This is a genomic window from Streptomyces sp. NPDC023481, from assembly GCF_055560195.1.
In genome coordinates this window covers 56,727-69,100 of the sequence record NZ_JBVHJE010000004.1, presented here as the reverse complement: position 1 = coordinate 69,100, position 12,374 = coordinate 56,727, and the positions used below count along the sequence as shown (strand labels likewise).

At 72.9% G+C, this 12,374-nt stretch carries 10 protein-coding genes; 1 reads left to right on the top strand and 9 read right to left on the bottom strand.

The features are described from left to right. Positions 1–28 precede the first annotated feature (28 nt). The 9 genes from ACZ3ZD_RS10600 to ACZ3ZD_RS10560 form a co-directional block, all read right to left on the bottom strand. Positions 29–1,555 (bottom strand): NCS1 family nucleobase:cation symporter-1, encoded by a 1,527-nt coding sequence (locus tag ACZ3ZD_RS10600; protein WP_467395395.1) that lies wholly within the window; start codon positions 1,553–1,555, stop codon positions 29–31. Between the two features lie 134 nt (positions 1,556–1,689). Further along, positions 1,690–2,709 (bottom strand): TIGR03842 family LLM class F420-dependent oxidoreductase, encoded by a 1,020-nt coding sequence (locus ACZ3ZD_RS10595; protein WP_467395394.1) that lies wholly within the window; start codon positions 2,707–2,709, stop codon positions 1,690–1,692. Between the two features lie 11 nt (positions 2,710–2,720). Further along, positions 2,721–4,115, bottom strand: a complete 1,395-nt coding sequence (gene hydA, locus ACZ3ZD_RS10590) for a dihydropyrimidinase (protein ID WP_467395393.1) — start codon at positions 4,113–4,115, stop codon at positions 2,721–2,723. Positions 4,116–4,218: 103 nt separating this feature from the next. Next, the gene (locus ACZ3ZD_RS10585) at positions 4,219–5,061 is read right to left on the bottom strand and encodes a nitrilase-related carbon-nitrogen hydrolase (RefSeq protein WP_467395392.1); all 843 of its coding nucleotides are present in this window, start codon (positions 5,059–5,061) and stop codon (positions 4,219–4,221) included. Positions 5,062–5,216: 155 nt separating this feature from the next. Continuing rightward, entirely contained in the window at positions 5,217–6,782 is a 1,566-nt protein-coding gene (locus ACZ3ZD_RS10580) for a PucR family transcriptional regulator (RefSeq protein ID WP_467395391.1), read from the bottom strand. 17 nt (positions 6,783–6,799) lie between these two features. Beyond that, on the bottom strand, positions 6,800–8,083 hold the full coding sequence (locus tag ACZ3ZD_RS10575) for an aspartate aminotransferase family protein (RefSeq protein ID WP_467395390.1): 1,284 nt from the start codon (positions 8,081–8,083) through the stop codon (positions 6,800–6,802). Beyond that, entirely contained in the window at positions 8,080–8,922 is an 843-nt protein-coding gene (locus ACZ3ZD_RS10570) for a nitrilase-related carbon-nitrogen hydrolase (protein ID WP_467395389.1), read from the bottom strand. Before ACZ3ZD_RS10570 ends, ACZ3ZD_RS10575 begins: the two co-directional genes overlap by 4 nt. Before the next feature lie 193 nt (positions 8,923–9,115). After that, positions 9,116–10,462, bottom strand: a complete 1,347-nt coding sequence (locus ACZ3ZD_RS10565; RefSeq protein WP_467395388.1) for a hypothetical protein — start codon at positions 10,460–10,462, stop codon at positions 9,116–9,118. A gap of 148 nt (positions 10,463–10,610) precedes the next feature. Continuing rightward, entirely contained in the window at positions 10,611–10,862 is a 252-nt protein-coding gene (locus tag ACZ3ZD_RS10560; protein WP_467395387.1) for a helix-turn-helix domain-containing protein, read from the bottom strand. A gap of 63 nt (positions 10,863–10,925) precedes the next feature. On the opposite strand from ACZ3ZD_RS10560, the gene map reads away from it, so the two are divergent. Continuing rightward, positions 10,926–11,702: a type I methionyl aminopeptidase gene (gene map / locus ACZ3ZD_RS10555; protein ID WP_467395386.1), complete on the top strand. Its 777-nt coding sequence runs from the start codon at positions 10,926–10,928 to the stop codon at positions 11,700–11,702. Positions 11,703–12,374: the final 672 nt, after the last annotated feature.

Genomic DNA, 12,374 nt, shown 5'->3' with positions numbered 1-12,374 from the left:
CCGCCGCGCGTGCCCGCCCGTGCCGCCCTCACCCCGAAACCGTTCTCGGCGGGGCGACCAGGGTGAGGCCCAGGTACAGCACCAGGGAGGTGGCGAGGCCCACCGCCCAGCCGTAGTCGGCGAGGGAGGCCAGGGCGGGGATCGGCCGGCCGTCGAGCAGGGGTTTGAAGCTCGCCCCGCCGACCGCGAGGACCCCGCCGGCCAGGAAGGCGACGACCGCCCGCCAGTTCCAGCCGCCCCGGTACCAGTAGCGGCCGCCCGCCCGGTACAGGTCGGCGAGGTCCAGCCGGGTGCGGCGCAGCAGCCAGTAGTCGGCGACGAGGATGCCCGCGACCGTGCCGAGCAGCCCGCCGACGAGGCCGAGCCAGGTGAAGATGTAGCCCTGCGGGTCGGAGTACAGCTTCCACGGGAAGATCAGCACGGCGAGGACCGCGGTGATCAGCGCGCCGGTGCGGAAACTCACCCTGCGAGGGGCCACGTTGGAGAAGTCGAAGGCCGGGGAGACCAGGTTCGCCGCGATGTTCACGGACAGGGTGGCCACCAGCACGGTGACCAGGGCGTAGAGCAGCCCGACCGGGTTGTCCGTCTTCGCCGCCAACTGCACCGGATCCCAGACGGGTTGTCCGTAGACGGCCTGTGAGCCGGAGGTCACCAGCACGGACAGGAACGCGAAGAGGGTCATCGTGGTGGGCAGGCCGAGCGCCTGGCCCCAGGTCTGCGCCCGCTGGCTCTTCCCGTAGCGGGTGAAGTCGGGGATGTTCAGCGACAGCGTGGACCAGAAGCCGATCATGCCCATGAGGGAGGGCCAGAACAGCTTCCAGAAGTCGCCGCCCCAGCCGAGCCTGGACGGTTGGTCGAAGAGCGGGCCGACGCCGCCGGCCTTGCTGCTCATCCACCACAGCATCACGATCGCGCCGACCAGGACGAAGGGCGCGGCCCAGTTCTCGAAGCGGCGGATGGTCTCCATACCGCGGTGGATGATGGCGACCTGAACGGCCCAGAAGATCGCGAAGGACAGCCACATGGTCCAGGCGTACCCGCCGACGTGCGAGGCGTTCCGCCAGCCGTCGCCGATCAGTTTCCCGGCGAGGAAGTAGATCGCCTCGCCGCCGATCCAGGTCTGGATGCCGAACCAGCCGCACGCCACCAACGCCCGCACGACCGCGGGCAGGTTGGCGCCGCGCACCCCGAAGGAGGCGCGGGCGAACACCGGGAACGGGATGCCGTACTTGGGGCCGGCGTGCCCGGTCAGCAGCATCGGCACCAGTACGACCAGGTTGGCCAGGGCGATGGTGAACACCGCCTGTCTCCAGTCCATGCCCACCGCGATCAACCCGGACGCCAGGGTCCAGGACGCGGTGTTGTGGGCCATGCCGACCCACAGGGCGGAGAAGTTGTAGGTGGTCCAGGTGCGGCCCGCCGCGGGGACCGGCAGCAGGTCCTCGTTGGCGTAGCGGCCGCTGGGCGGCGGTGTGCCGGGGGCGAGTTCCACGCGCCCGTCGGGGTGGGTGACCTGGCCGGATATGGGTACGGCCGGGGGAGCGGTGTCGGTCATGGGCTGGCCAATCGGGGAGGGGTGGATCGGGAGAGGCCGTGCGGGCACCAGCCCCCTCCCCGGGGACGGCGGGGAGGGGAGACCAAGGGGGGCGTGGGGGGAGCGTGGGGGGACTCGGTGGACGGGGGTCGGGGTCAGGCGTTGACGGCGGGGATCACGCGCGTGCCGTAGGCGTCGATGGTGGCTTCCCGGGCGTCGTGCATGTCGTACACCGCGAACTGGTCGACGCCCAGGGCGCGCAGCGCGGTCAGTTTCTCGATGTGCTTCTCCACGGGCCCGATCAGGCAGAACCGGTCCACGATCTCGTCCGGCACGAACGCGGTGTCCGGGTTGCCGCTGCGCCCGTGGTGGGCGTAGTCGTAGCCCTGCCGGGCCTTGATGTAGTCGGTGAGTTCCGCCGGGACCTGCGCGGAGTGCTCGCCGTACCGGGTGACCAGGTCGGCGACGTGGTTGCCGACCATGCCGCCGAACCAGCGGCACTGGTCGCGGGCGTGGGCGAGGGCCTCGGGCGAGTCGTCCTCGGTGACGTACGCGGGGGCGGCGACGCAGACCGTCACCTCGGCCGGGTCCCGGCCGGCGGCGGTCGCCGCGTCCTTGACGGCCTTCACCATGTACTCGGTCAGGTACAGGTCGGCGAGCTGGAGGATGAACCCGTCGGCCTCCTCGCCGGCCATCTTCAGTGCCTTCGGGCCGTACGCGGCCATCCAGACGGGGAGTTCGGCGCCCTCCCTGATCCACGGGAAGCGGATCTTCGTGCCGCCGAGGTCGGCCTCCTCGCCGCGGCCGAGGGCCCGGATGACCTTCATGGCCTCGCTGATCCGGGCGAGGGTGTTGGGGGTGCGGCCCGCGACGCGCATCGCGGAGTCGCCGCGGCCGATACCGCAGACGGTGCGGTTGCCGAACATGTCGTTCAGGGTGGCGAAGGTGGAGGCGGTCACCTCCCAGGTGCGGGTGCCCGGGTTGGTGACCATCGGGCCGACCTTCAGTCTCTCCGTGTTCGCCAGGATCTGGCTGTAGATCACGAACGGTTCCTGCCAGAGCACGGCGGAGTCGAAGGTCCAGCCGTAGCGGAAGCCGTTGCGTTCGGCCCGCTTCATCAGGCTGACGACGCGGGAGGCCGGCGGGTCGGTCTGCAGGACGAGTCCGAAGTCCATGGACGACTCTCCTAGTTCAGGTACTGGCAGGTGGAGCGCGGAGTGAAGACGCCGTGCCCGGCACGGCCGGTGTACTCGCGCCGGTCGATGACGAGTTCGCCGCGCGAGAGGACCGTCTCGACGCGGCCGGTGACGCGCCTGCCCTCGTACGCCGAGTAGTCGACGTTCATGTGGTGGGTCTCGGCGGACATCACCTGCTCGGCGTGCGGGTCGTAGACGACGACGTCCGCGTCGGCGCCCGGGGTGATGGTGCCCTTCTTCGGGTACAGGCCGAACATCCGGGCGGGGGTGGCGCAGGCGATCTCGATCCAGCGGCGGCGCGAGATGTGCCCGTCGACGACGGCCTGGTGCAGCAGGTCCATACGGTTCTCGACGCCGGGCAGGCCGTTGGGGATCTTCGAGAAGTCGCCCCGGCCGAGTTCCTTCTGGCCCGTGAAGCAGAAGGGGCAGTGGTCGGTGGAGACGACCTGGAGGTCGTTGGTCCGCAGGCCCTGCCACAGCCTGGCCTGGTGCTCCCTGGGGCGCAGCGGTGTGCTGCACACGTACTTGGCGCCCTCGAAGCCGGGTTCGGCGAGGTTGTCCGTCGACAGGAACAGGTACTGCGGGCAGGTCTCGCCGAACACGTTGAGCCCGTCGCCGCGGGCCCGGGCCAGCTCGGCGACCGCCTCCGCCGCCGACACGTGCACGACGTACAGGGGCGCGCCGGCGACCTGGGCGAGCCGGATGGCGCGGTGGGTGGCCTCGGCCTCCAGGAGGGCCTTGCGGACCTCGCCGTGGTAGCGCGGGTCGGTCTCGCCGCGGGCCAGGGCCTGTTCCACCAGCACGTCGATGGCGATGCCGTTCTCGGCGTGCATCATGATCAGGCCGCCGTTCTCGGCGGAGCGCTGCATGGCGCGCAGGATCTGCCCGTCGTCGGAGTAGAAGACGCCCGGGTAGGCCATGAACTGCTTGAAGCTGGTCACGCCCTCCTCGACGAGCAGGTCCATCTCCTTGAGCGTCTCCTGGTTCACATCGGAGACGATCATGTGGAAGGCGTAGTCGATCGCGCAGTTGCCCTCGGCCTTGGCGTGCCAGGTGTCCAGGCCCTCGCGCAGGGTGTGGCCGACGCTCTGTACCGCGAAGTCCACGATGGTCGTCGTACCGCCCCAGGCGGCGGCCCGGGTGCCGGTCTCGAAGGTGTCGGAGGCGAAGGTGCCGCCGAACGGCAGTTCCATGTGGGTGTGGGCGTCGACGCCGCCCGGGATGACGTACTTCCCGGTGGCGTCGATCGTGCGGTCCGCGCTCCAGTCCTGTGACTCGGGTGCGGCGAGGGCGACGATGCGGGAGTCCTCGATGAGGACGTCGGCGTGGATCTCGTCGGACGCGGTGATGACCAGGCCACCGCGGATGACTGTTCGGCGGGTCATGGGCCTCCTCCTTCGTGGTCGGGTGCGGGGAGCGTGGCGGCCGGTCGCGCCCACGCGGCGGAGCCCCCCGTCGGGTACGGCCCCGCGCCGGTCCGGGGCGGTGCTACGGCGCCGTCAGCGGGCCGTAGGCGGCGGGGTTGCGGTCGCGGTAGAACTGCCAGCGGTCGCGGACCTCGCGGAGCTTGGCCAGGTCCAGGTCGCGGACGACGAGTTCGGTCTCCTTGTCGCTCGCCACCTCGCCGACGAACCGGGCCTCCGGGTCCACGAAGTACGTGGTGCCGTAGAAGTCGTTGTCGCCCAGGTCCTCCACGCCCACCCGGTTGATCGCGCCGACGAAGTACTCGTTGGCCGCGGCCGCGGCCGGCTGCTCCAGCTGCCAGAGGTAGCGGGACAGGCCGCGCGAGGTGGCCGAGGGGTTGAAGACGATCTCGGCGCCGGCGAGGCCCAGCGCCCGCCAGCCCTCCGGGAAGTGCCGGTCGTAGCAGATGTACACGCCGATCCTCCCCGCGGCCGTGTCGAAGACGGGCCAGCCGCCGTTGCCGGGGCGGAAGTAGAACTTCTCCCAGAATCCCTGCACTTGGGGGATGTGCGTCTTGCGGTACTTGCCGAGGTAGGAGCCGTCCGCGTCGATCACGGCGGCGGTGTTGTACAGGACGCCCGGCTGCTCCTCCTCGTACATGGGCAGCACCAGGACGATGCCCAGTTCGCGGGCGAGGGCCTGGAAGCGGCGCACGGTCGGGCCCTCGGGGATCCGCTCGGCGTACTCGTAGAACGCCTTGTCCTGGACCTGGCAGAAGTAGGGGCCGTAGAACAGCTCCTGGAAGCAGAGGACTTGGGCGCCCTGGGCGGCGGCGTCGCGGGCCGCCTGCTCGTGCACCCGGATCATGGACTCCTTGTCGCCGGTCCAGGCGGTCTGGAAGAGGGCGGCACGGATCACTCGGCTCATCGGGACCTCCGGTAGCTCGGTGTCCGGTGAGCCTAGAAAGCCCCGGGGGCCGGGTGGACTGGCAGCGTGTCACGTCCGCGGGCGGTCGGCGTGCCACCGTGTCACGCGTGCCCGGTCCCATGTTTCACCGCCGTTTTCGCAGGTCGTCGCATGTTTCACCCCTGTTGCGCGTCGTGCGCGAGGAGCGCGATGTGCACGGAGGCCGCCTGTTCGAAGTCGTCCAGGTCGACGCCCAGGCGGGTCTGTATGGCCTCCAGGCGGCGGTAGAGGGCCGGCCGGGAGACATGGTGGAGCTGGGCGGTGCGGGACTTGTTTCGGCCCGTCGCCAGATAGGTCCGCAGGACGTTCAGCAGCTCCGGTTCGGCCCCGCACAGCAGCCCGTCCAGCTCGCGTTCGGCGAAGGACTGCACCTGCGGGTCGTCGCGCAGCAGCCGGATCAGCCCGCGCAGATGGACGTCCTTGAGGCGGACGACGGCCGGCAGGTCCAGGGCGGCCGAGGACCCGGCGACGGCGTCGGCGACGTGCCGGGCCTCGCGCAGCCCGGCGGGCACCTCCTCCCAGCCGGTACGGGAGGAGGCGGCGGCCACCACGGCCGGCGCCTGGGCCCGCAGCCGGGTCGCGAAGTGCGCGGTGAGCGCGTCGGCGTCCTGGTCGCGGGCGAGGCTGAGCAGCACGGCGGCCGTCCCGTCGGCGAGTTCGGCGACGATGCCGGGCAGCCCCAGCAGCCGCAGCACCCGGTCGAGCTGGTCCGTACCGCGGCCCTGGACGACGAGCGGGACGAACGTGCGCCGGTTCACCGGCAGCCCGGCGGCCCGGGCCCGAGGCAGCAGCTGCCGGGCCGGTAGGACCCCGGAGACGAGGTCGGTCAGCAGGCTCTGCGCGGACTGCTCCTCCCAGCTGTGCGCACAGGCGTCGAGCATCCGGTGCAGCACCAGCGCCTCGGCGGCCCGGTCGGCGAGCAGCCGCCCGGTGGCCGCGTCGCCCCGGTAGCCGCACAGCAGCAGCCGGCCCCAGCGCTCCCCGCGGCCGCCCAGTTCGGCGTGGATCCAGCCCTCGCCGTCGCCGCCCGCCTGCCGGGCGATCCGCTCCCAGTCGCGCAGCACGTCGTCCACCGCCGGCCGCTCCCCCGCCGTGCCGAGGACGCGGTGGGCGAGGTTGGTGACGACGACCGGGCAGCCGCTGTGCCGGGCGACCTCGTCGAGCAGCCGTTGCAGCGGGGCCCCGGCCGTGATCAGCCCGGTGAGCGCGGTGCGTACCGTCTCCGACAGGCTGATCGCGGCGTACTTGCGCCGCACCAGCCGGGACTGCACCTCCTCGGTCAGCTCGGCGAACGGGAACGGCCGGTGCAGGACGACCATGGGCAGCCCGCACCGCTCGGCGGCCCGGCGCATCACCTCGGGCGGCGTGGGGAAGGCCCGCCCGAGGCCGAGGACGAGGGCCGCCGCCTCCGCCCGGTGCAGGGACCGGACGTACTCGGCCTGCCGGGCCTCGTCCCCGGCGAGCAGCACCCCGGTGGTCAGGACCATCTCGCCGCCGCTCAGCATCACGCCGACGTCGGCGGCCTCGGCGACGTGCACCCAGCGCACCGGCCGGTCCAGCTGGGCGGCGCCGGCCACCACCTCGGGCTCCCCGGCGAGCACCCGTTCCAGGGTGAGCACCTGGCGGACGGAGAGCGCCGGTTCCGGCAGGAGGGGGTGGCGGGACTCCGGGATGGTGGTCATGGCCGTACGCCCGTTCTCTAGTACGTGCTCCTCAGCGCGTCTTCCAGGATCGCCGCGCCCTCCTCGGCCTCGGCGACGGTCAGCGACAGCGGAGGGGTGATCCGCAGGGCGGTGGTGTCGTGGCCGCCGCCCTTGCCGAGGAGCAGCCCGCCCTCGCGTGCCGCCTCCAGGACTGCGGCGAGGGCCCGCGGGTCGGCCTCGTCCGTGCCCGGCCGGACCAGTTCAACGCCGATCATCAGTCCGCGGCCGCGTACCTCGCGTACCCCGGGCAGCTGGGCGGCGACCGCCCGAAGCCGCTCGATGAGCAGCCCGCCGACGCGCCGGGCGTTGCCCTGGAGGTCGTGTTCGAGCAGGTAGGCGAGGTTGGCGAGGCCGGCGGCCATGGTGACCTGGGTGCCGCCGAAGGTGGAGATGCTGTTGGCCTCCAGGCAGTTCATGATCTCGGCGCGGGCGACGACCCCGCCGACGGACATGCCGTTGCCGATGCCCTTGGCGAAGGTGACGATGTCCGGCGGGCCGCTGCGGGCGTGCGCCTGCCAGCCCCAGAAGTGGTCGCCGGTGCGCCCCCAGCCGGTCTGCACCTCGTCGGCGATCCACAGGATGCCGTGTTCGGTCAGCAGTTCCCGGAAGGCCGCGTACAGTCCGTCGGGTGGCGAGGTGAAGCCGCCGACGCCCTGGACGGGTTCGGCGATCAGCGCGGCCGGCGGCCGGGTGTGGCCGAGGATGTCCTTCAGGTCGGCGACACAGGCGTCGATGAACGCGCGGTCGTCCAGGCCGGCGAACGGCCCCCGGGTGCGGACCGCGCCGTGGACGTACAGGGTCTGCAGCGGGGACAGGGAGGTCGGGGACCAGCCGCGGTTGCCAGTGATGCCGACCGTGCTGAAGGACCGGCCGTGGTAGCTGTTGCGCATGGCGAGGACGGTGTTGCTGCGCCGGTAGGTGGTGGCGAGCAGCAGGGCGGTGTCGTTGGCTTCGGTGCCGGAGGTCGTGAAGAACACCCGGGCGTCCGGGATGCCGCTCAGCTGGGCGATCCGCTCGGCGAGTTCGACCATCGGCCGGTTGAGGTAGAGGGTCGAGGAGTGGATGATCCGGCCGGCCTGCTCGCTGACCGCCTTGGTGACCTCGGGCAGCGCGTGCGCGGTGAGCGTGGTGAGGATGCCGCCGAAGAAGTCCAGGTAGCGGCGGCCGGCCGAGTCCCAGACGTGGCGTCCCTCGCCGTGGGTGATCTCGATCGGGTCGTCGTAGTACAGGGCGAGCCAGTCCGGCAGGACCCGGCGGTGGCGGGAGTACAGGTCGTTCACGGCTGCACCAGCCCTTCGTAGGCGTCCGGGCGGCGGTCGCGGTAGAACGCCCACTGCTGCCGCACGTCCTCGATGAGGTCGAAGTCCAGGTCGCGGACCAGGAGTTCCTCGTCCTTGTCGCCGGCGACGTCGCCGACGAAGCGTCCGCGCGGGTCGACGAAGTACGACGTCCCGTAGAAGTCGTTGTCGCCGTACTCCTCCTGGCCGACCCGGTTGATGGCGGCGACGAAGTACTCGTTGGCGACGGCCGCCGCCGGCTGCTCCAGCTGCCACAGGTGGGCGGACAGGCCCCGGTGGGTCGCGGACGGGTTGTAGACCAACTGTGCTCCGTTCAGGCCGAGTTGCCGCCAGCCTTCCGGGAAGTGCCGGTCGTAGCAGATGTAGACGCCGACCTTGCCGACGGCGGTGTCGAAGACGGGCCAGCCCAGGTTGCCCGGTTTGAAGTAGTACTTCTCCCAGAAGCCCTTGACCTGCGGGATGTGGTGCTTGCGGTACTTGCCGAGGTAGCTGCCGTCGGCGTCGATCACGGCGGCGGTGTTGTAGTAGAAACCGGACTGTTCGACCTCGAAGACCGGTACGACGATCACCATTCCGGTCTCGCGCGCCAGGTCCCGCATCCGGCGCACGGTCGGCCCGTCGGGCACCGGCTCGGCCCAGCGGTAGTGCTCCGGCTCCTGGACCTGGCAGAAGTAGGGGGAGTTGAAGACTTCCTGGAACCCGATGATCCGCGCGCCCCTGCGGGCCGCCTCGCGGGCGTGCTCCTCGTGCTTCGCCACCATGGACTCGGTGTCGCCGGTCCAGGTGGCCTGGACCAGAGCGGCGCGGACGACGTTGGCCATGAGCTGCTCCTTCGACGCGACGTCAGAGCCTCTACGCCCGTAGAATAGGCCGTAGAGGGACGAAAGTAAGCCTCCGGGCGCCCCTTGCCAAGACCATCGCCGTCAACGGGCCGAGTCGATCACGTTTCACACTCCGGTGGGCCAGCGGTTGTGAGGCGGGGTGAGCCCGGACGGGGCGCCGGGCCGGGTTCCGTCACGTCGCGTGGCCCGCGACGCGCAGCGCGTGTACGAGGTCCCAGTGGCGCTCCTCGGAGACGCCGCGTGCGGCCCGGAGCAGCAGCGGGACCAGGCGGCGGGGGTGGGCGGCGACGCACCGGGCGGCCTCCTCGGGCGTCCGGACCCGCACGTAGGCGTCCAGCAGGGCCCGCACCTCACGCTCCCGCTCCTCCGCGTCCAGCCGGAGCACCGCCGCCCCGATCTGCTCCGCCGGCCGCGCGACGCCCTGCCGGAGCACCTGCCGTCCGTCACCGTCCCGCCCGGCCGCGGTGAGCGCGTCGGCGGCGGCGACCAGGTGCTCCGCGGGCAGCGCGGCGGCCTCCCACAGCAGCGTCGCCCAGTCGGCGCCGAGCCCCGCGCGGTGCAGGGCGTCCGCGAGCAGCGGCAGCCGGCCCACGGGCCACCCCGCGGCCTCGGCCAGCAGCGCGTGCGCCTCCCCGCTGCGGCCCTCGGTACGCAGCCGCGCCAGTCGCGCCACGACCGCGGCGACGGCCGCCACGGCCCCCTCGTCCATGGCGGCTACGGCCACCCGCACCGGCTCGGCCACCTCCTCCACCCCGGCGAACCGCGCCCCTCGCGGGGTACGCCGCCCGGCGGGAGCCCCCGGCACCCCGGCCGCGGGTGTCTGCGGTACGACGACCGGGGCGACCTGTTCGCCCTCCGCGAGCCCTGCGAACCGGGCGCTGCCGCGCCGTCGCTTGCGCGGTGCGGCGGGGGCGGCGGCGATCGCCGAGTCGGGCTCCGCAGGCGGTGGCTGAGGGGCGGCCCCGGAGGGGGGTACGGCCTCGGGTGCGGGGGTGGGGGCGGGCGGGGCGAGGCGGTCGGCGGCCCGTTCCAGCCGGGAGCGGAGCTCGACGCAGCGGGCGGTGGCGCGTTCGTGGTCGTCGCGGGCCCAGGCGAGGTCGAGGCGGAGTGACGCGGCCTCCTGTGCGGACAGCGGCGCGGACAGCCGGCAGGTCAGTTCGGCCTGGCGTTCCGCGGCGTACCGCTGCTCGCGGAGCATGACGTCGAGCCGGTCGGCCAGTGCGTCCCGGGCGCCGGGCCGGGCGTCGTACGCGGTGAGCGCGGCGGCGTGCAGGGCGCGGGCCCGTTCCCGCTCGGCCGCCGCGGCGGCGGGGCCGTACGCCCCGCCGAGGTCCTCCAGCAGCGCCTCCACCACGTCCCAGGGCGGCACCTCGCGCCCGTCCAGGCAGGCCCGCATGCCCTCGGGGTCGCGCTGCCAGAACACCCCGCACCAGCCGCCTCGCGGATCGAGGCGCGCCAGCAGGGCGTCCAGGTAGCTCGCGAACTCCCGTTGCCCGTCCGGACGTTGCTGCCCAGTCATCGCCCAGCTCCCACCCGACCGCCAGCACTGACGCCCGGTAGGCAACACCAGTCGTGTTACGGGCTTGCTACGCGGAGTTTTCGGGCAGCGCGCGGTGAACTCCTTGCGGGTTCTTGGCAGTTGCGCGGGCGCACCTTGCGGCGCGCGCTCAGACGGGCACGAGGGCGCACCGGGCGATCAGGTCGTCCATCGACAGGCCGAGGACACCGGCCAGCGCGGCCACGGTGAAGAACGCCGGCGTCGGCGCCCGCCCCGTCTCGATCTTGCGGAGCGTCTCGGCCGAGACGCCCGCCTGCGCGGCGACATCGGCCATGCTGCGGCCGCCGCGCGCCTCGCGCAGCAGCAGGCCGAGCCGCTCGCCGCGTTCGCGCTCTTCGGGGGTGAGGGGGGTGCGCACCATGCGGCCCATTCTAATACCGCCCCGGCCGACGCACCCCATTCAAATACCGGTATAGTAATTGGCATGGTGGAACTGAAGACGGACACATCGATCGACGCGATGCACGCGACGGGCCGGATCGTCGGCCGGGCCCTGACGGCCGTACGGGAGGCCGCCCGCGTCGGCGTCTCCCTGCTGGAGCTGGACGAGGTCGCCCGGGAGGTGCTGCGGGAGGCGGGCGCGTCGTCGCCGTTCCTGGGCTACCGCCCCTCCTTCGCGCCCACCCCCTTTCCGGCGGTGATCTGCGCCTCGGTGAACGACGCGATCGTGCACGGCATCCCCACGGGCTACCGGCTCCGCGACGGCGACCTGCTCTCCGTCGACTGCGGCGCGGTGCTGGACGGCTGGGCCGGCGACTCGGCGATCAGCTTCGTGGTGGGCCGCGGACGCGCGGACGACCTGCGGCTGATCGAGACCGCCGAGCGGGCGCTGGTGGCGGGCATCGAGGCGGCCGTGGTCGGCAACCGCATCGGCGACATCGCGCACGCCGTCGGCCGGGTCTGCCGTACGGCCGGCTACGGCATCCCGCAGGGCTTCGGCGGCCATGGCGTGGGCCGTCGCATGCACGAGGACCCCGAGGTCCCCAACGAGGGCCGCCCCCGCCGGGGCCTGCCCCTGCGCCCCGGCATGGTCCTCGCCATCGAGCCCATGCTGATCGCGAGCGGCAAGGACGGCTACCACGAGGCACCCGACGGCTGGACCCTGTGCACGAACGACGGCTCCCGCGCCGCACACGTCGAACACACGGTCGCGATCACGGAGTCGGGCCCCAGGATCCTGACGACCCGCGAGGCCCTCTGAGGGGTGGGGCGGGGGTGCCTCCGCCAGGCGGGCGCCGGATGCCCACGACGCGACGCACCCCGGCCCCGCGCCCGGCCACCGGCCACCGGCCACCGGCCACTTTGCACGCCGTCACGGATCCGGACCTCGGCCCCGTGACGGCAAGCGTGCCGACCTCCCGGGCGCGACACCGGACACGCGGCTCCGCCACGGGCGCGACACCGGACACGCGGCTCCGCCCCGGGCACGGACGACGAGGACACCCTTGTAGCCGCCGGAGCGCACCGGCCCCGGCCCCGGCCACCGCACACGCCCGTCACGAAGTCGGGCCTCGGCACCTGATCGCACGCGTGCCGACCTGAGGAGTGCGGTACCGGCCCGGTGGCCCCGCCCCGCGGACGCGGACGCCCCCACCGCGCCCCCGGCCACCGAAGCCGGCCGACCCCGGCCCGGGTCAGAGGCCGCCCCGCACGCCGTCACGAAGGCCCGCCCCCGGACCCCGGCCGCACGCTGCCCCACCCGGCGAGCGCGGGACCGTACGGACATCCGGCTCCGCAACGCGTACGCGGGCGACTCGTCCGCACCCCGCACCGAACACCCCGCCCGGCGTGCCGGGGCCGCCGACCCACACGACCGCAGCCGCCACACGTCCCGGTCACCTGCCACCCGGCATGCCGTCCCGAAGGCCCGCCC